17 protein-coding genes are annotated in these 18,986 nt (G+C 73.5%); 9 read left to right on the forward strand and 8 right to left on the reverse strand.

Going from position 1 to position 18,986, the window contains the following annotated elements; translation table 11 throughout:
- Window positions 1-23 precede the first annotated feature (23 nt).
- Window positions 24-503, reverse strand: a complete 480-nt coding sequence (locus tag AB0K05_RS12175) for a heme-binding protein (RefSeq protein ID WP_271274984.1) — start codon at window positions 501-503, stop codon at window positions 24-26.
- 256 nt (window positions 504-759) lie between these two features.
- Between AB0K05_RS12175 and AB0K05_RS12180 the strand changes: the two genes are divergently transcribed.
- Window positions 760-2,550, forward strand: a complete 1,791-nt coding sequence (locus AB0K05_RS12180; protein WP_148033152.1) for a helix-turn-helix domain-containing protein — start codon at window positions 760-762, stop codon at window positions 2,548-2,550.
- Window positions 2,551-2,554: 4 nt separating this feature from the next.
- Here the strand turns inward: AB0K05_RS12180 and AB0K05_RS12185 are convergent, their stop codons facing one another.
- The 7 genes from AB0K05_RS12185 to AB0K05_RS12215 form a co-directional block, all read right to left on the reverse strand.
- Window positions 2,555-2,917 (reverse strand): Rieske 2Fe-2S domain-containing protein, encoded by a 363-nt coding sequence (locus tag AB0K05_RS12185; protein WP_219545305.1) that lies wholly within the window; start codon window positions 2,915-2,917, stop codon window positions 2,555-2,557.
- A 9-nt stretch (window positions 2,918-2,926) separates the two neighbouring features.
- Complete coding sequence (locus tag AB0K05_RS12190; RefSeq protein WP_271274983.1) at window positions 2,927-4,135, reverse strand: FAD-dependent oxidoreductase; 1,209 nt, start codon at window positions 4,133-4,135, stop codon at window positions 2,927-2,929.
- Complete coding sequence (locus AB0K05_RS12195; RefSeq protein ID WP_148033149.1) at window positions 4,132-4,476, reverse strand: Rieske (2Fe-2S) protein; 345 nt, start codon at window positions 4,474-4,476, stop codon at window positions 4,132-4,134. Before AB0K05_RS12195 ends, AB0K05_RS12190 begins: the two co-directional genes overlap by 4 nt.
- Window positions 4,473-5,189, reverse strand: a complete 717-nt coding sequence (locus AB0K05_RS12200; protein WP_271274982.1) for an iron-containing redox enzyme family protein — start codon at window positions 5,187-5,189, stop codon at window positions 4,473-4,475. The genes AB0K05_RS12195 and AB0K05_RS12200 overlap by 4 nt, the downstream gene beginning before the upstream one ends.
- Before the next feature lie 117 nt (window positions 5,190-5,306).
- Window positions 5,307-6,764 (reverse strand): aldehyde dehydrogenase family protein, encoded by a 1,458-nt coding sequence (locus AB0K05_RS12205; RefSeq protein ID WP_364228778.1) that lies wholly within the window; start codon window positions 6,762-6,764, stop codon window positions 5,307-5,309.
- Window positions 6,761-7,513 (reverse strand): Atu1372/SO_1960 family protein, encoded by a 753-nt coding sequence (locus tag AB0K05_RS12210; RefSeq protein ID WP_364228780.1) that lies wholly within the window; start codon window positions 7,511-7,513, stop codon window positions 6,761-6,763. Before AB0K05_RS12210 ends, AB0K05_RS12205 begins: the two co-directional genes overlap by 4 nt.
- Window positions 7,506-9,083 carry a gamma-glutamyltransferase gene (locus tag AB0K05_RS12215; RefSeq protein WP_364228782.1) on the reverse strand — a complete coding sequence of 526 codons (1,578 nt, stop codon included), beginning with the start codon at window positions 9,081-9,083 and terminating at the stop codon, window positions 7,506-7,508. Before AB0K05_RS12215 ends, AB0K05_RS12210 begins: the two co-directional genes overlap by 8 nt.
- A 362-nt stretch (window positions 9,084-9,445) precedes the next feature.
- Between AB0K05_RS12215 and AB0K05_RS12220 the strand changes: the two genes are divergently transcribed.
- The 8 genes from AB0K05_RS12220 to AB0K05_RS12255 all read left to right on the forward strand — a co-directional run bounded on the left by AB0K05_RS12220 (window position 9,446) and on the right by AB0K05_RS12255 (window position 18,984).
- Entirely contained in the window at window positions 9,446-10,975 is a 1,530-nt protein-coding gene (locus AB0K05_RS12220; RefSeq protein ID WP_364228784.1) for a hypothetical protein, read from the forward strand.
- Window positions 10,976-11,053: 78 nt separating this feature from the next.
- The gene (locus tag AB0K05_RS12225) at window positions 11,054-12,388 is read left to right on the forward strand and encodes a SidA/IucD/PvdA family monooxygenase (RefSeq protein ID WP_364228786.1); all 1,335 of its coding nucleotides are present in this window, start codon (window positions 11,054-11,056) and stop codon (window positions 12,386-12,388) included.
- Window positions 12,388-13,443, forward strand: a complete 1,056-nt coding sequence (locus AB0K05_RS12230) for an iron chelate uptake ABC transporter family permease subunit (protein ID WP_345482776.1) — start codon at window positions 12,388-12,390, stop codon at window positions 13,441-13,443. The genes AB0K05_RS12225 and AB0K05_RS12230 overlap by 1 nt, the downstream gene beginning before the upstream one ends.
- Window positions 13,440-14,495, forward strand: coding sequence for an iron chelate uptake ABC transporter family permease subunit (locus AB0K05_RS12235; RefSeq protein WP_364228788.1), 1,056 nt, complete (start codon window positions 13,440-13,442; stop codon window positions 14,493-14,495). The genes AB0K05_RS12230 and AB0K05_RS12235 overlap by 4 nt, the downstream gene beginning before the upstream one ends.
- Window positions 14,492-15,310 carry an ABC transporter ATP-binding protein gene (locus tag AB0K05_RS12240; protein ID WP_364228790.1) on the forward strand — a complete coding sequence of 273 codons (819 nt, stop codon included), beginning with the start codon at window positions 14,492-14,494 and terminating at the stop codon, window positions 15,308-15,310. Before AB0K05_RS12235 ends, AB0K05_RS12240 begins: the two co-directional genes overlap by 4 nt.
- Complete coding sequence (locus AB0K05_RS12245) at window positions 15,285-15,512, forward strand: MbtH family protein (RefSeq protein WP_148033141.1); 228 nt, start codon at window positions 15,285-15,287, stop codon at window positions 15,510-15,512. The genes AB0K05_RS12240 and AB0K05_RS12245 overlap by 26 nt, the downstream gene beginning before the upstream one ends.
- Before the next feature lie 8 nt (window positions 15,513-15,520).
- On the forward strand, window positions 15,521-17,206 hold the full coding sequence (locus AB0K05_RS12250; protein ID WP_271278853.1) for an ABC transporter ATP-binding protein: 1,686 nt from the start codon (window positions 15,521-15,523) through the stop codon (window positions 17,204-17,206).
- Window positions 17,203-18,984, forward strand: a complete 1,782-nt coding sequence (locus AB0K05_RS12255; RefSeq protein ID WP_364228793.1) for an ABC transporter ATP-binding protein — start codon at window positions 17,203-17,205, stop codon at window positions 18,982-18,984. Before AB0K05_RS12250 ends, AB0K05_RS12255 begins: the two co-directional genes overlap by 4 nt.
- Window positions 18,985-18,986 lie beyond the last annotated feature (2 nt).

An 18,986-nucleotide genomic window follows, 5' to 3' on the forward strand; every position in this document is an offset into this window, starting at 1 on the left:
CGTGCCTTTTGGCGCCGGTCCGGTCAAGCCGGGGCGTGCGGCGGTTCGCCGTCATTCGGGGCCGAAGCCGCCACCTTCTCCCGGAAAGCGCGCAGTGCCGCGGCGCCCACCGCCTTGTCCTGCTCGCCGTTGCCGCCGCTCACGCCCACGGCGCCGACCACCTGGCCCTCGTGCACGATGGGGAAGCCGCCGACGAAGACGGCGAACCTGCCGGGGTGCATGTGGCTGATGCCGAAGGCCTCGTTGCCGGGCAGGGCGGGGCCGTTCGGGGGTTCGTTGAAGAGGTGGGTGTCGCGCTGGTGGCCGGCCGCGGTGAAGGCCTTGGCGATCGCGATCTCCACTCCGGTGAGGCGGGCGCCGGTCATCCGGTGGAGGGCGATCGGATGGGCCCCGTCGTCGGCGACGCAGATGGTCTGTTTGACGCCGATGCGGCGGGCCTCCTGTTCGGCGGCCTCCAGCATGACGAGGGCGTCCTCAAGGGTGAGGCGGAAAACCGTGTGCATTGCCTTTTCAGCTCCTGCCCGCATGAATATTCCGGCCGTCTGACAAGAGAAAGCGGCGCGACGCCATTTACCGGCGACCCGCGGTCCCTGACATCGGGCTATTGCCTTCCGTTCCCCCGAAATGGAAAATGAGGGAAATCCGTCCTCCCTCCTCACCCGTGACTCGCGGCGACTCCGTTGACACCGTCAGTCTCCGAGGGCCGGTGGCCCACGGCTACGTACACACTGCCGAACCGGCGAGACAGGATTTGGGCACATGGCACAGACGTCCCCCAGCAGTGTCGACCTGATCGATGCCCAGGACCGTGACCCCAGTGGGCAGATCTCCCTGCGAGCGCTTCTGGCCGAACCTCTGCTGCGCGGCCGGGTCATCGCGGGCACGGCCGGGCTGAGCCGGAGCGCGTCCTGGTGCCTGCCGCTGTCCGAGCTGGGGGAGGCCGGGCCGGTGTCCTCGCCGGACCTCTCCGGCATGGTCGTCCACCTGCCCGCGGACGCGCTGGCCGAGCCGGACGAGGCGTGCGCGCTGGTCGCCGACCTCGCCCGCAGGGACGCCGTCGCGCTGCTGGTCTGGCCGTCTCCCGAGGGCCGCGTCCCGGACCTGACCAGGGCCGCGCGGGCGGCCGAGGAGGCCCGCATCCCGCTGCTCGTGCTGCCGGCGGAGGCCGACTACCGTGCGGTGAGCCGTCTGGTGGGGCAGAAGGCCCTGGCCCAGACCTCTCACGTGCTGGAGTACGGCTCGCGGGTGCACCGCACGCTGGCCGAGGTGCTGGCCAGGGGGTCGGGAATCCCGGCCATGGCGCGGGCGGTCGCCGGGCTCGCCCGCTGCCCGGTCCTGGTCATGGACGCCGACGGCGAGACCCTCGTCTGCGCGGGCTTCGAGCCGGGCGCCGCCGGTCTGGCCGCCGAACCGGCCAGGATCGCCGACCTCATCGCCGAACGCCTGCCCGACCTGCGGGAGAGCGACGACTGCGCCCGGACGCTGACGGAGCTCAACCTGCGCGAAGGCGAGCTGGACGACCCGGTCCGTGTCCTGATCGCGCCCATCGTGGTGGGCGGCGACCTGTACGGCAGGCTGGTGCTCGTGGAGAACGTCTGGCCGCCGGACGCCCACGACCTGGCCCAGCACCGGGTCATCGCCGAGCACGGGGCCACCCTGACCGGCTCGGAGATGTTACGCCAGCGTTCGGTGCGGGCCGCCGAGGAGCAGGCCAGGGGCGACTTCGTCGAGTCGCTCGTGCACGGCCGCTTCGCCGACCCGCACGAGCTGGAGGCCCGCGCCCGCCACCACGGCTTCGACCCGGAGGGCCGCTACGCGGTGCACGTGCTGACGGCGGGCGCCCTGCTGCCGGCCGGCCGGCGCGACCAGCGCCGGGCGGGGGCCGTGACCCGCATGGTCCAGGTGGTCGAGCCCTCCGACACCCAGCGGACGCTGGCCGCCGCGATCGGCCCCTTCATCGTGGTCATCCGGCAGGTCACCGGGGACGCGCTGGCCGGGCAGGCGTCCGTGGCGCAGTTCGCCGGGCAGCTGCACCGGGCTCTCCGCCCCCACCTGGGGGACGACCTGCGGCTCACCCACGGGCGCGCGGGCCGGGGCGCGGCGGGGGTGGCGGCCAGCTACTACGAGGCGCGGGTGGCGATGGGGCTGGCCCGGCACACCGGTGCCGCCCCCGTGTGCGGGTACGACGACCTGCGCGTCCACGCCGCGCTGAAGGACGTGGCGGCCAGCGTCGAGGGGCGGGCGTTCGCCAGGGAGATCCTGGACGCGCTGCGCCGCGTGCACAGCCAGACCGGTGACCTGGAGCAGGTGGTGCTCGCCTACATCAGGTCCGCGGGCAACCTGAACGCGGCCGCCCGGACGCTGAAGCTGCACCGCAACACCATGCTGTACAAGCTGGACCGGGCCTCCAGGGCGCTGCGGATGGACATCCGGTCGGCCGACGCCCAGTTCATGGTCTGGCTCGCGCACCACATCGACACTCTCGCGGCGGTCACCGGCGCGCTCTCCGACGAGTTGTCGCCGCCCGTCGACTCCGTCGAGGCCCTCTGACGGCTCAGCCCTGGGCGGCCTGCCGCCGGCGCCTGGGCCCGTCCTGCTCCTTGGCGTCGTCGGGAAGCAGGACGAAGATCTCGCCGTTCTCCTCGCGCACCGGATACACCCTGATGGGACGCGTCGCGGGCGGCAGGATCGGCTCGCCTGACTCGTAGTCGAAGACGCTGCCGTGGCAGGAGCAGAGCAGCCCCTCCTCGGTGGCCCGGCCGGAGGAGAGCAGGCAGTCCAGGTGGGTGCAGTAGTTGGACATGGCGTGGACCCGGCCGTCCCAGCGCGCCACGGCGACCTCCACCTCGTCCACGAAGAATCTGCGTACGAGCCCGTCGGGCACCTGCCCGGACCGTGCGACGCGCCGGTATTCCATGGTCTCTCCTCAGAGCAGGTCGATCAGGTCGGTGTCCTCGTCGCGGAGCGCGGCGGGGTCGGGTGCGGCCCCGGCCGCCATGAGCTGCCGGGCCGCGGACACCTCGGCGCCCCGGTCCATCCCGAAGGCGGCCTTGAGCACGCCCTTGCGCAGGTAGAAGGCGACGAAGTCGAACTCCTCGGCCGAGCCGCGCACGACCAGCTCGTCCCAGCCCTCGGCGTGTCCCGCGTACTGCAGATCGCGGCCGAACTGCTCCGACCAGAACCAGTGGGGGGCTGTGTACGGGACGTCGCGGCCGAGGATGTTCCTGGCCGCCGCGGCGCCCTGGCCGCTGGCGTTGTCGAAGTGCTCCACCCGCACCGGCCTGCCGGCCAGGGGATGGAAGGCGCGGGCGACGTCGCCGGCGGCGTAGACGCCCGGCACGTTCGTCCGGCAGTACTCGTCGGTCAGGACCCCGTCGTCCAGGTCGATGCCCGAGCCGGCGAGCGGCTCGACGTTGGGCACCATGCCGACGCCCACCACCACCACGTCGCCCTCGACGATCCGGCCGGCGCTGGTCCGCACGGCGGCGACGTCCGGCGTCTCGGCGTACTCCACGACGCTCTCCCCGGTGCGCAGCGTCACCCCGCCGGCCCGGAGCAGCGCGGCGCACACGTCGCCCATCTCCTCGCCGAGCACCTGCCCGAGCGGGTGGTCCAGGCGCTCGATCACGGTCACCGCCGCGCCCCTGGCCCGCGCCGTGGAGGCCACCTCGGAGCCGATGAACCCGGCTCCGACCACCACGACGCGGGCCCCGGGCCGCAGGTCGGCGCGGAGCCGGTCGGCGTCGGCCACGGTGCGCAGGTACCGTACCCGGTCGCCGGCCACCCCCGGCAGAGCGCGCGGCCGCCCCCCGGTGGCGATCAGCAGCGCGTCGGCCGCGGCCGTGGAGCCGTCGGCGAGCTCCACGGCGCGGTCCGCGCCGCGCACGGCGGTCACCGCGGTGCCCAGCAGCAGCTCCACCTCGTTGGCCGCGCACCATCGCGCGGTCAGCAGGTCCAGCCCCGCCCGGTCCTCCTCGCCCGCCAGGTACTCCTTCGACAGCGGCGGGCGCTGGTAGGGCGGTTCCGGCTCGGCGCCGACGAGCGTGACACGGCCATCGAAGCCCAGCCGCCGCAGCGTCCGGGCCGCCACGGCGGCCGTCTGCCCGGCCCCGGCCACCAGCACCGACCGGATCATCGGCTCTCCTCCGCCGTCAGCGCCCGCGGCCGCGGGTCCACGTAGACCACGCCGTCATCGACCCGTACGGCGTGCACCGGCTGGCACCGGTCCTGCCCGTCGGCCTCACCGGTGCGCGGGTCGAACGACCACTGGTGGCCCGGGCAGATCACCCTGCCGTGCAGCAGCGTGCCCTTGCTGAGCGAGCGCCGCTTGTGCACGCAGGTGTCGGCCAGCGCGTACACCTCGCCGTCCACCAGGAAGAGCGCGATCTGCTCGGCGCCCACCGTGACCAGCTTGCGGTTGCGCCGCTCCAGCTCGCGGAGCGAGGCGACCTCCACCCACTCGGCCGGCGTGCTCACTCCGCGGCCACGAGGTCCGGCCGGACGTAGTGGTCGTACAGGCCCTGCGTGTACGAGTAGCGCATCTCGGCGCCCCACCGGCACATCCGCAGGCACCGCTGCTGCAGCTCCGGCGTGTCGGCGTGGTCGAGCACGATCTGGTAGCCCCGCTCGCCGTGCACCTCGTCGGAGGTGATGTGCAGGTCGAAGAACTCGATCTCGTCCTCGGTGAAGCCGTAGACCTCGCGCAGGGGGACGATCTGCTTGCGGTAGATGTTCGGCACCTGCGACTCCAGGCCGACGACCAGCGCGGCGGTGGCCACCACGAAGTGCTCGCGCATCGCGACCGCGTAGCACCACGACTGCAGGCCGCGGGTGATCGGGTTCGCGTTGTCCGGGTCCTCCACCCGCTCCCGGGTGGTGCCGCACGCCTCCGCGAACTTGATGAGCAGATCGGTGTGCCGGATGTCCGCCAGCTCCTCCTCGTACATGTTCTGCAGGGTGAAGTCCTTGGCGCCGGTGTACTGGTCGGGGGTGTTGGCGTAGACGTAGGCGAGGTAGTCGGCGAACGGGCCGACATAGTGGTAGTGGTTCTCGGCCCAGCGGGCGAAATGCTCCCGCTTGAGCTTGCCCTCCGCCCAGGCGACGCTGAAGTTCGCTTTCGAGGCCTGCCGGCCCTTGATCGCGTTCTCCAGGGCCGAGCGGAAATCATCCCGCGACAGCAGTTCCGGCATTTCCGGTCTCCCTTTCCCCGAGACGGCTTTTCTCGTCTCACAGTAGGAATTCCGCGGTTCGTTTCGTACGGTCAACCGGCACAGGGAACCGCCGATTTCGTGTGCACGTTGCACGGCTCATTCGAGCGCGGACAGATAAACGCTTTTCTCCTGCGTGTAGAAGAGCATCATCGTGGGCCCGGCCTGCTCCTTGAAGGTCTGCGTCCCGGACTCCTTGAGCCCGCCGAAGGGCACGTTCATCGCCATGCCGGTGGTCGGCTGGTTGACCTTCACCAGCCCGGTACGGCTGCGCCTGGCGAAGTCCAGGGCCCGGCCGAGGTCCCGGGTGACGATGCCGGAGGCCAGGCCGTACTCGGTGGCGTCGGCCAGCGCCAGGGCCTCCTCGAAGTCGGCGGCCCGCTGGAAGGCCAGGACCGGCCCGAAGATCTCCTCGCGGGCCAGCCGCATGTCCGGCCGCACGCCCGCGAACACCGCCGGGGACACGAAGAACCCGCGCTCCAGGCCGTCACCGGTGAGCCTGCGGCCCCCGGTGACGAGCTCCGCGCCCTCCTCCTGGCCGGCGCGCACGTGGTCGAGCACCTTGGCGAGCTGGAAGTCCGCGGCGAGCGGGCCCATGTCCACGCCCGGCGCCCGGCCGTCGCCGACGGTCCGTTCCCCGGCCAGCTTCGCCACCCGCTCCAGCAGCGGCTCGTACACCTCGCCGAGCGCGATCACCCGGCTGGTGCCGGTGCACGCCTGGCCGCTGAGCCCGAACGCCCCGGTCGCGATGATCTGGGCGGCCCGGTCGAGATCCGCGTCGGGCAGCACGACCACCGGGTTCTTGCCGCCCATCTCCAGCTGGACCCGGCGGGACGGCCCGGCGGCGGCGTGCACGGCGCGGCCGGTCGCGGTCGAGCCGGTGAACGTCACCGCTCCCACCCTGGAGTCGCCGGCCAGCGCCGCGCCCGGCTCGGGGCCGCCGTGCACCAGCGCCAGCGCGCGCGCCGGCAGCCCGGCCGCGAGCAGCGCCTCCACCAGCCGCTGCGCCGTCAGCGGGGTGAGCGGCGAGGGCTTGAACACCACGCCGTTCCCGGCGGCGAGCGCGGGACCGAGCTTCCTGGACGGGATGTTGAGCGGGAAGTTCCACGGCGTGATCGCGCCGACCACGCCGACCGGCTCCCGCCAGGTGTAGACCAGGGCGCTGCCGGGGGCGGCGTAGGTCTGCCCGCTCATCCGCACCGCCTCGGCGGCGTGGAAGCGCAGGTTCATCGGCGTCCGGCGGGTCTCCACCGACGCCTCGGCCAGGGTCTTGCCCTCTTCCCGTACGATCTCCGCGGCCAGTTCGGCGGCCCGGGCCTCCAGCAGGTCGGCGGCCTTCTCCAGGACCCTCGCCCGGGTCTCGGCCGGCGTGGCGGCCCACTCCGCCGCGCCCCCGGCCACGGCCGCCACGGCGGCGTCCACGTCGGCGGCGGAGGACTCGGGGAACGCGCCGACCACGTCGTCGACGTCCGCCGGGTTCCTTCGGGTGAACGTCTCACCCGAAAGCGCGGGCACCCACCGGCCCCCGATCAGGTTGCGACCCTCGTGCGCGCTCACCGGCACGCACCCTCGGGCACACGCCGGGGAAGCGCGTCGGGTGTGGCGTTTTGCGGGATGAGGGCGGTGGGTGCGGTGTCTTGCGCGGTGGGGGTGTCGGGTGCGGTGTGCTGCGTGATTGGGGCAGCGGGTGCGGTGTCTTGCGCGATGGAGGTGTCGGGTGCGGCGTCTCGCGGGATCGGGGCGGCGGGCGCGGTGTCCTCCGTGATGGGGGTGTCGGGTGCGGCGTTCTGCGTGGTCGGGAGGTGTTGGGCTGCTGCGGTGAGTTCGATCTCCACGGGGGCGCCGCCTGGTAGGGCCCGTACGCCTACCGCTGTGCGGGCGGGGGTGCCGAGTGTCGGCGCCGTACGGGCCAGCGCGGCGGACGCGCCGTCCGCCACCGCGGACAGCTCCGTGAACCCGTCCACGCAGGCGATGAAGACGCTCAGCCGGAGCAGCCCGCGCAGCCGGTCGAGCCCGCCCGCCGCGTCCGCCACCGCGGCCAGGGCGTTGCGCGCGGCCAGCCCGGCAGCCTCGGCGGCCGCGGCCGTATCGACCTCACCGCCGACCAGGCCGGTCACGGTGAGCGTGCCGTCGCGTCTGGGCGTCATCCCGGCGCTCACCACCAGCGCCGAGCAGGGCACGTACCCGCGTCCCCGGCACAGCGGGTGCGGCTGGCTCACCGCGGCCGCGTAGGCCCCGCGCGGGCACGGCACCTCGGGAAGCCCTTCCGGGACCGCTCCGCCCGTACTCATATCGGTCTCAGACACCGAGAGCCACTCCGTCCTGTCGCGGATCCGCCGCGCCGAGCAGCGCGCCGGACTCCTCGTCGATCGAGATCACCAGGGCGCTGCCGCCCGCCCCCCACGCGCCCTGCGTCCGGACCTCGTGCCCCAGCTCGGCGAGCCGGGCCAGCGTCCGCCGCCCCAGCCGGGTCTCGCACCGCAGCTCGTACGGGCTGCCCAGGGTGTCGGCGTCGCTGCCGGGGTGCACGGTGAACCGGGGGGCGCCCACCGCCCGCGCGGGGTCCGCCCCGTGGTCGAGGAGGTGCGACAGCAGTTGCGTGTTCCACTGCACCTGGCCGTCGCCGCCGGGCGTGTTGCCCACGTGCCGCAGCCGGCCCGCGTCGTCGGTGACCAGCCAGGCGTTGAGCGTGTGCAGCGGGCGGCGGCGGGGAGCCACCTCGTTGGGGTGCCCGTCCAGGAGGTACGCCCCCCGGCCCAGCCGGTTGTTCAGCACCACGCCGCTGCCGGGCACCGTGACCCGGGCGCCGAACGTGAAGGCGAGCGAGTGGATCAGGCTCACCGCGCGCCCGTCGCCGTCCACGGCCACCACCGAGGTGGTGTCGCCCGCCGCCGGCACCGCCGGGGCAACCGGGTGGGGCAGCCGCCCGGCGGCGAGCAGCGCCCGGCGGGCGGCGATCTCCCCAGATGTCAGCAGCTCCCGCCATCCGTCGTCGCCGTCGCCGCAGCGGGCCAGCCGGTCGGCGAACGCGAGCCGCGCCGCGCCCGCCGCCCAGTGCACCGCCTCGGCCGACAGCCAGGGCAGCTCCGCCAGCGTGCCGTCGCAGATCCCCGCCTGCTGGAGCACCATCCACCCGGGGGAGGGCGGCGGGGTCTGGTGGACGTCCATGCCCCGGTAGCGCCCGGTCAGGGCCGGGCCCGGCACGACCTTCCCCGTCTCGGCCCACTCCATCCCGGAGAACGGCGCGCCGGCGGCGGCCAGCGCGGACACGGCCCGCTCCGCCAGCTCTCCGGTGTAGAGGTCACCGGGGTCGCCGGCGAGGCGGCGCAGCGTGGCGGCCAGCTCCGCCTGGACGATCGGGGCGCCCACGGCCGGCACGGCGCCGCCGGGCAGGAACACCGCCGCGGTCCCGGGATCGGCGGCCAGGGCGTCACGGTGTTCCAGGATGTCGGCCCTGGTCTTGGCGGTGCAGCGCAGCCCGCCCAGCGCGGCGTCGATCGCGGGGGCCCAGAGCTCGGTCAGGCTCCGGGTGGCGCCGGCGCCGTGCAGCGCGGCCAGAGCCGCCACCGCGCCGGGCGCGGCCACCGCCAGCGGCCCCTCCATCGGTACGGCGGTCAGCCCGCGCGCCCGGTAGAAGTCCGCGGCGCCCCCGTCGGGGCCGTATCCGCTGCCGGAGAAGGAGACCACCGCGCCGTCCGGGCGCCGCAGCAGGGCGAAGGCGTCCCCGCCCACGCCGCACTGACCCGGCAGCGCCAGCCAGCTCATGGCGGCCATCGCGAGGACCGCGTCCACGGCGTTGCCGCCGTCCTGGAGCACGCGCACCCCGCTGAGGCTGACGGCGGGATGGCTGGAGGCCACCATCCCTCCTGCCGACACCGCCGGTCCCCGTGGAGGGTCCTGCCAGTCCTGTCGTTCTGAACGCACGAACCACAGTGTCTGCCTGTCCGCAATGTCCAGATATGGAGGAAGTGTTGGATTCGGCGTGCGGAACTTGGGCGTCCTGCACATCCGGGGAAGCGCCCCCCGGCGCGGCGACGCGGGCGTGAGCCGGTTCCGGGTCGCCGCCGCATCGGCACGCTGCACAAACAGCCGGGCGCTTAATGTGCAGTTTCCTCATTGTTCGCCTCGGGTCGACCCAGGACATTCTGTGCAACAGTTCGCAGCTTTGGTACGCGATGCCGTACCGAAAGGGAGGTGCCATGGAACTGGGTGCCGCTCACTGGATTTACCTGGCGGGAATGGCAGTGATCATCGGCGTGATGGTCGCCCGCAAGAACATCGTCATCCCCGCCGTCGCCGCCACTTTCCTCACCGCCTGGGCATACACCGGAGACCTCGTCTCCGGGTTCCGGTCCGTCTTCGGCGCCAGCCTCACGGCCGCCGCCGAACTGTTCAACATCTTCCTCATCATCGCCCTGGTGACCGCGCTGCTCGGCGCGCTGAAGTCGCTGGGCGCCGACCGGCGCATGGTCGAGCCCTTCCGGGTGGTCATGCGCAACGGGCACACCGCCTTCTGGGTGATGGCGGCGGTGACCTACGTCATCAGCCTGTTCTTCTGGCCCACCCCCGCCGTGCCGCTCATCGGCGCGATCCTGCTGCCCGCGGCCATCAGGGCAGGGCTGCCGCCCCTGCAGTCCGCCCTGGCCATGGCCATCGCGGGACAGGGGATGGCGCTGTCGAGCGACTACGTCATGCAGGTCGCCCCCGGCCTGTCGGCCACCGCCGCCGGAGTCGAGGCGAGCGTGGTGGCCGACCGCGCCATGGTGCTGTCCCTCATCACCGGCGGCGTCGCGCTGGTCCTCGTCTACGTCATGAACCGCAGGCACATCCTGCGGCCGAGCATGACCCATTTACAGGCGTGGGAGTCGCTCTCCACGAGCGCCGCCGAGACCGTCCAGGAGACCGGCGCCCAGAGCCTGCCCGCCGGGAGCAGCGTGCCGGTGGCGCACACGGCCGCCGGGCCGGTGGAGATGACCGCGGCCGGCGCCACGGTGGCCGTCGCGCCCGCCCCCCAGGACGGCGGGCCGGGCCACGGCGGCCCTCCCGGGGAGGGCGCCGGGGCGGGGCGCTCCAGGGCCTTCGCGGTCATCGTGCCGGTCGTCCTGCTCGCCGTGGTCGGCTACATGCTGCTCGGCAAGTTCACCGGCCTCGTCCCCGAGACGGTGGGCTCGGACGCCGCCGCCCTCGTCGGCGGCGTGGTCGCGCTCCTGCTGCTGGCCGCCTCGATCACCAAGGACGCCCGGGGCAGCCTGGAGGCGTGCGCCGAGCACGTCGTGGACGGCCTGGTGTTCTCGATGAAGGCGATGGGCATCGTGCTGCCGATCGCCGGCTTCTTCTTCATCGGCAACGGCGACTTCGCCGGTCGCATCATGGGCCTGGAGGAGGGCGCCGAGGCGCCGAGCTTCCTGTTCGAACTGGTGAACGCCGCGCAGGGCGCGATCCCGTCCAACGCCTTCTTCATGGCCTTCGCCCTGCTCGTCATCGGCATGATCACCGGTCTCGACGGTTCCGGGTTCTCCGGCCTGCCGCTGACAGGCTCGCTGTCGGGGGCGCTGGGCCCCGCCGCGGGCGTCGACCCGGCCACCCTGGCGGCCGTCGGTCAGATGGGAGCCATCTGGGCCGGTGGCGGCGTGCTCATCGCCTGGTCCTCCCTCATCGCGGTCGCGGGCTTCGCCCGCGTCTCGGTGCTGGACCTGGCCCGGAAGGCGTTCCTGCCGGTGATGCTGGGACTGCTGGCCTCCACGCTGGTGGCCGTGCTGATCTTCTGACGGCCGCCTCCCTCTCCGGTTCTTGCAAGGTTAGGCTAACCTTATCTAGCATGTCCGGCAGAGGGAGGCGATGCCTCGGTGGAGACACTGCTGAGCGGACCGGACGGCACCTACGACATCCTGGGAATCGGCTTCGGCCCATCCAACCTCGCGCTGGCGATCGCGCTGGCCGAGCACAACGCGCGGGTCCCGGAGAGCGAGCGGCTCCGCGTCGGATTCCTGGAGAAGCAGCACGACTTCGGCTGGCACAGGGGGATGCTCCTCGACGACGCGACCATGCAGGTGTCCTTCTTGAAAGACCTGGTCACCATGCGCGACCCGGCCAGCGACTTCAGCTTCCTCTGCTTCCTCAAGCAGAGCGGCAGGCTGGTGGACTTTCTCAACCACAAGACGCTCTTCCCGTTACGCATCGAGTTCCACGCGTACTTCGAGTGGGCCGCCGCGCGGATGCGCGACCTGGTCGAGTACTCGGCGGAGGTGGTGTCCGTCGAGCCGGTGACCGGGGAGGGCGGTGAGGTCCACGCGTTCGACGTGATCGTCCGCGATCCGGAGCGTCCGGAGCGCACCTTCATCCGCCGCGCGCGCAACCTCTGCGTCGCCACCGGCCTGGAGCCGCACCTGCCGCCGGGGACCGTCGTCTCCGACCGGGTGTGGCACAACAGCGAACTGCTGCCCCGCGTGAGCGCACTCCAGGAAGCCGGGACCCGGGTGCGCAGGGCCCTGGTGCTCGGGGCGGGCCAGAGCGCCGCCGAGACGGCCGACTACCTGCACCGCACCTTCGACCAGGCGGAGATCTGCGCCGTCTTCGCCAAGTACGGCTACACCCCGGCCGACGACAGCCCCTTCGCCAACCAGATCTTCGACCCGGCCGCCGTCGACACCTACTTCGGCGCCCCGCCCCAGGTCAAGCAGTCCCTGCTCGACTACCACCGGAGCACGAACTACTCGGTGGTGGACATGGACCTCATCGAGTCCCTCTACCGGACCGTCTACCGGGAGAAGGTCCGGGGCAGCGAGCGGCTGCGCCTGCTGCGCGCCTCGCGCATCCGCGAGGTGCGCGCGCTGGACGACCGGCTCCGCGTCGAGGTGGAGTTCCTGCCCACCGGCGCCCGCGAGGTGATCGAGGCCGACCTGCTCGTCCACGCCACCGGCTACCGGCCCCAGGACATCGGCGCCGTGCTCGGCCGGGCCGCCAAGCTCTGCCTCCGCGACGAGGAGGACGAGGTCAGGATCGGCCGCGACTACCGCGTACTGACGCCCCCGAACGTGTCGGCCGGCATCTACCTCCAGGGGGCGGGCGAGCACACCCACGGCCTCACCTCGACGCTCCTGTCCACCACCGCGATCCGGGCCGGGGAGATCCGCGACTCGCTGCTCGCCCACCGCACGCCGCGGGCCAGGGCGGCGACCTAGTGGTCGTCGCCGAGGGCCGGCCGGGCGTCTCCGCGCAGCGGCCGGCCGGCCTCGCCGCGGGCGACGCCGGCCGGAGCGGCGTCCTGCTCGTGCTCGTGGCGGCGCTGGCCGCCACGTGCGTCCTCAGCGTCGCCGCCGGCACCAGGACCATCGCCCTCGGCACGGTCTGGGACGCGTTCGCCCACTTCGCCGGCACGGAAGAACACGTGATCGTCCGCGAGCTGCGCGTGCCGAGGACGCTGCTCGGCCTGCTGGCGGGGGCCGCGCTCGGCGTCTCCGGGGCGGTGCTCCAGGCCGTGACCCGCAACCCGCTGGCCGACACGCAGATCCTCGGGATGAACGCCGGCGCGGCGCTCTTCGTGGTGTTCGCGATCGGCGTGCTGGGGCTCACCGGCATCTGGTCGTACGTGTGGTTCGCGTTCGCCGGGGTGGCCTTCGCCACGGTCCTCGTCTACGCGCTCGGCTCGATCGGGCGCGGCGGCGCGACGCCGCTCCGGCTGACGCTGGCGGGCGTCGCGCTCGGCGCGGTCATGTCGGGCGCCTCGGCCGGGATCCGGCTGGTCAAGCCGAGGGCCTTCGACTACCTGCGCTTCTGGGACGTCGGCACGCTCGCCGGACGGCCGGCGCAGATCGCCGTGGCCGTCGCCCCGTTCGTCGTGCTCGGCCTGGGCCTGGCGCTGGCGGCGGCCCGCTCGCTGAACGCCGTCGCGCTGGGCGACGACCTCGCCCGCACGCTCGGCGCAGGGGTCGTCAGGACGCGCGTGCTGTCGGTGCTCTCGGTGACGCTGCTGACCGGGGCGGCGACCGCGGCCGTCGGGCCGATCGGCTTCGTGGGCCTGATGGTGCCGCACGCCGTCCGCCGGATCGTCGGGCCCGACCAGCGCTGGATCCTCGCGTACACGGTGATCTGCGCGCCGATCCTGCTGCTCGGCGCCGACATCGCCGGGCGGATGCTGATCCGTCCGGCGGAGTTGCAGGCGGGCATCGTCACCGCGTTCCTGGGCGCGCCGGTCCTGATCTGGCTGATCAGGCGGAGAGCGGTGAGCGGCCTGTGAACGGGGTGGACTTCGGCCACCGGGTCGTGGTCGCGCGGGGACCCGGCCCGCTGTCGGTCCGGTTCGGCGCGCGTACCGCGCTCGTCTGCGCCGGGCTCGGCCTGGCCGCCCTGGCGGTCGCCGTGCTCGGACTGGGCACCGGCGAGTTCGAGGTGCCGCCTGGCGAGGTGATCGGGGCGCTGGCCGGGCAGGGCTCCGGCGCGACGCGGCTGGTGGTCGTCGAGTGGCGGCTGCCGCGCGTGCTGCTGGCCCTGCTCGTCGGCGCGGCGCTCGGGCTGAGCGGCGCCGTCTTCCAGTCGCTGCTGCGCAACCCGCTCGGCAGCCCGGACGTGATCGGCTTCAACACCGGCGCCTACACCGGGGTGCTGGTCACGATGCTGCTGGTGGGCCGCGACTACCACCAGACCGCGGCCGGCGCGCTGGCCGGGGGACTCCTGGCGGCCGCGGTGGTCTACCTGCTGGCGTACCGGCACGGCGTCCACGGGTTCCGGCTCATCGTCGTGGGCATCGCGATCAGCGCGATCCTCGCCTCGGTGAACCAGTGGTTCGTCATCAAGGTCCAGCTGCAGCTCGCCGTCGCCGCCGCCATCTGGGGGCAGGGCAGCCTCAACACGGTCACGTGGGAGCAGGTCCCGGCCGTGGCCGTCGCGGTCGCGCTGCTCACCGCGGGCCTGCTGGCTCTCGGGCCGCGCCTGTCGCTGCTGGCCATGGGCGAGGAGTCCGCCGCCGCGCTCGGCGTGCGCACGGAACGGACCCGGCTGCTCTACCTCGTCATCGGCGTCGCGCTGACCGCCGTGGCCACCGCCGCCGCGGGGCCGATCTCGTTCGTCGCGCTCGCCGCCCCGCAACTGGCCCGGCTGCTCACCCGTACGGCGGGCGTCGCCCTGGCGCCCTCGGCCGTGATGGGCGCGCTGCTGCTGACCACGAGCGACTGGCTCGGCCAGCGGCTGTTCGCGCCCACCCAGCTTCCCGTGGGCGTGGTGACGGTGTCGCTCGGCGGGCTCTACTTCGCCTGGCTCCTGGCCAGGCCGATGCGGAAGGCGGCACCGTGAGACTGAGCGCCAGGGACCTCACGCTCGGCTACGAGCAGCGGCCGATCAGCGAGCACCTCGACCTGGAGATACCGGACGGCCGGCTCACCGTGATCGTCGGGCCGAACGCCTGCGGCAAGTCCACCCTGCTGCGGGCGCTGACCCGGCTGCTCAGGCCGTCCGCCGGGCAGGTCGTGCTCGACGGCGAGGACATCCATGCGTACCCGGCCAAGGAGGTCGCCAGGCGGCTCGGCCTGCTGCCGCAGACGTCGATCGCCCCGGACGGCATCACCGTGGCCGACCTGGTGGCGCGCGGCCGCCACCCGCACCAGAGGCTGCTGCGGCAGTGGTCGGAGCGGGACGAGGCCGCCGTGGTGAAGGCGATGGCGGCCACCGGCGTCACCGACCTGTCGGGACGGCTCGTCGACACGCTCTCCGGCGGCCAGCGCCAGCGGGTCTGGGTGGCGATGGTGCTCGCCCAGGAGACCCCCATCATGCTGCTGGACGAGCCGACCACCTTCCTCGACATCGCCCACCAGATCGAGCTGCTCGACCTCTGCCTCCGGCTGAACCGGGAGCAGCGCAACACCATGGTGGCCGTCCTGCACGACCTCAACCAGGCCTGCCGGTACGCCGACCACCTCGTCGCGATGAAGGCCGGCGCCGTCGTGGCCCAGGGCGACCCCAAGGCGATCGTCACCGCCGAGCTGATCGAGGATGTGTTCGGGCTGCCCTGCCGGATCATCGACGACCCGGAGACCCACACCCCGCTCGTCATTCCCCGCTCCCACCACGCGAACAGGAGAAACGATGTCCGACAACCCCTTCGACGATGAGGACGGCACCTTCTACGTGCTGATCAACGACGAGGAGCAGCACTCCCTCTGGCCCACGTTCAAGGAGGTGCCACAGGGCTGGCGCGTCGTCTTCGGCGGGGAAGGCCGGAGCAGACGCCAGGAATGCGTCGACTACGTCGAGGAGCACTGGACGGACCTGCGGCCGAGGAGCCTGCGCGAGAGCATGGCCGCCGAGCAGTGACCCGACCCATGACCCGCCCCATCACCGGGCGCCGCGTCCTCTGGCGCGCGGTGACCCGCAACCGGCGCCGGCTGGGCGCCGGCACCGGCCTGATCAGCCTGCACCAGGTGTGCGAGTCGCTGGTGCCGATCCTCATCGGGGTCATCGTCGACCAGGCCATCGGGCCGGGCGACGGCGGCGCGCTCCTGCTGTGGGTGGCGGCCATGGCCGCGCTGTTCACCGCGCTGACCATGTGCTACCGCTTCGGCGCCCGCCAGCTGATGATCGCCATCGCCGACGAGGCGCACACCCTGCGCGTCGAGGTCGCCTCGAAGATCCTGCACCCGCGCGGGATCAGGACAGACCGGCGGGCCGGCGACCTGCTCACCGTGGCCGTCAACGACACCGACAACACCTCCTACCTGCTCGACTACGTGCCGCGCGTCGCCGGAGCGGTGACCGCGACCGCGGTGAGCGCCGTCGCGCTGCTCGTGATCGACGTGCAGCTCGGGCTGGCCGTGCTGATCGGCACGCCCGTCGTGCTCGTCGCCCTCCAGGCCGCCACCCCGCTGATCACCAGGCGGGTGGCCGAGCAGCAGGAACTCGCCGGCGAGGCCACGTCCCTGGCGGCCAACGTGGTCAGCGGGGTGCGCCCGCTGCGCGGCATCGGCGCCGAGGGCGCGGCGGCCCGCCGCTACGACGAGGTCAGCAGGCGCTCCCTGCGGGCGGCGCTGCGCGCGGCCCGCACCCAGGGCGGCTACCTGTCCGCCTCCATGTCCAGCGGCGCGCTGCTGGCGTGCGGCGTCGCGATCCTGGCCGGGTGGTTCGCGCTCAACGGGCGGATCACCGTCGGCGAGCTCATCACCGTCATCGGTCTCGCGCAGTTCCTGATGGAGCCCATCGGCCTGCTCGCGGTCGTCCCCGGCTGGGTGGCCGAGGCCAGGGCCTCCGCCGACCGCGTCGCCGGCGTCCTGGACGCCGAGCCGCTGCTCCCCGAGGGTACGGAGGAGGTCGCGGGCCCGTCCGGCCTGGAGCTGCGGACGCTCAGGTACGGCCCGCTGGACGGGGTCGACCTGCGGGTGCGGCCGGGCGAGTTCGTCGGCGTGGTGCCCCACCGAGCCGCCGATGGTGAGGCGCTCGTCAAGATCCTCTCCGGACAGGTGGCGCCGGAGGAGTACGAAGGCGGCGTGCTCGTCGGCGGCGCGCACCTGTCACGGCTCACGCCCGCTGACGCCCGCCGGGTGATGCTGGTGGAACCCCACCTCACCGACCTGTTCACCGGGACCGTCGAGGAGAACGTCACCGCGGGCGGGCCGCTGGACGAGGCCGCGCTGGAGGCCTCAGCGGCCGGCCAGGTCGTCTCCGCCCATCCCGACGGCCTCGCCCACCTGGTCGCCGAGCGCGGCGCCAGCCTCTCCGGCGGGCAGCGGCAGCGGCTCGCGCTCGCCCGCGCGCTGATGGCCCGCCCGCCGATCCTCGTGATGCACGACCCCACCACCGCCGTCGACGCGGTGACCGAGCACGAGATCGCCCGGGGCCTGCGCGCGCTGCGCGGCACCGGGGAGCTCACCACCGTGGTGGTGACGAGCAGCCCCGCGCTGCTCGCCATGACGGACCGGGTCGTGGTCCTCGACGGCGGCCGGGTCGCCGCCGAGGGAACCCACGCCGACCTGGCCGTGACGGACGACGACTACAACCGGGCGGTGCTGAGATGACGGCCTCCGACCAGGCGACGGGCCCCGAGCGGCTGCCCGTCGCGGACGCGCGCAGGACATGGGCGTGGCTGCGGGAGGAGCTGCGCGGGCGGTGGCGGGCCGGGGCGCTCGCCGTGCTGGTGGGCGCCGTGGGCGCCGCCGCGTCGGTGGTGCCCGTGTACGCGCTGGGCAGGCTCGTCGACCTCGTCACCGAGCAGGCTCCCGGCTCGGCGATCGTCCCCGTCGCCGCGGTGATCCTCGTGGGGGCGCTCGTCGGCGGCCTCGCCGCCGGGCCAGGCACCTACCTGATCAGCCGACTGTGCGAGCAGCTGCTCGCCGACCTGCGGGAAAGCACGGTGGCCCGCGCGCTCTCCCTCCCCGTCACCACCCTGGAACGGGTCGGCAAGGGCGACCTGCTGTCACGGGTCAGCACCGACACGGCCGCGATCGGCAAGGCCGCCTCCAACGTGGTGCCCACGATGATCTCCGCGTTCCTGCTGGTCGTGGTGAGCGTCGCCGCGATGGCCGGGCTCGACTGGCGGCTCGGGCTCGCCGGCGCGGTCGCGATCCCGCTGTACGTGATGGCGCTGCGCTGGTACCTGCCACGCGCCGCGCCGAAGTACGCCGAGGAGCGGCGCGCGGTCGCGGACAACTCGCAGTTGCTGGTGGAGAGCATGCAGGGCGTCCGCACCGTGCACGCCTACCGGCTGGAGCAGCGGCGCCTGCACGGCATCGGGAACGCCTCGCACGAGGTGCGCGACATCTCGGTGTCCGTCTTCACGCTGTTCACCCGGTTCGTCGGACGCGTCAACCGCTCGGAGTTCTTCGGCCTGGCCGCGATCCTCGTCACCGGCTTCCTCCTCGTCCGCCAGGGGCACGTGACCGTCGGCGAGAGCGCGGCGGCGGCGGTCCTGTTCCACCGCCTGTTCAACCCCATCGGCATGCTGCTGTTCACCTTCGACGAGGTGCAGGCGGCGGCGGCGAGCCTGGCCAGGCTCGTCGGCGTCATCGACCTCGCCCCCGCGGAGGATCCCCGCGACGGGACGGGCGAGCCGGCAGACGCGTCCCTTGAGCTGGCGGACGTGCACTTCCGTTACGACGGCGCCCCCGAGGTGCTGCACGGCGTCTCCATCAGCCTGCCGGCCGGCTCGCGGGTCGCGCTGGTCGGATCGACGGGCGCGGGCAAGTCCACCATCGCGGCGATCGCCGCGGGCATCCTCACGCCCGGCAGCGGCTCCGTACGCGTCGGAGGAGCGGCGCTCCCGCTCGGGAGCCTGCGCGAGCATGTCGCGATCATCACCCAGGAGGTCCACGTCTTCGCCGGACCGCTCATCGAGGACCTGCGCCTGGCGCGGCCGGACGCCTCGCCGGAGGAGGCCGCCGCCGCGCTCGCCGCCGTCGGCGCCCTGGACTGGGCGACGGACCTGCCCGACGGCCTCGGCACGGTGGTCGGCGAGGGCGGGCACGAGCTCACCACCGCCCAGGTCCAGCAGCTCGCCCTCGCCCGCCTGATCCTCGCCGACCCCCCGATCGCCATCCTCGACGAGGCCACCGCCGAGGCCGGCAGCCTCGGCGCCCGCAAGCTGGAGGAGTCCGCCGCCGCGGCCACCCGCGGACGCACCACCCTGATCGTCGCCCACCGCCTGACCCAGGCCGCCTCCGCCGACCGGGTGGTCGTCCTGGAGCACGGCCGGACCCTCGAAGAGGGCGGGCACCGGGAGCTCGTCGCCGCGGGCGGCCGGTACGCGGAGCTCTGGCGTGCCTGGGAGGCGCGCACCCCCACGTCGTCATCACGTTAGGG

Source organism: Nonomuraea sp. NPDC049486, from assembly GCF_040676925.1.
Lineage (GTDB): Bacteria > Actinomycetota > Actinomycetes > Streptosporangiales > Streptosporangiaceae > Nonomuraea > Nonomuraea ferruginea.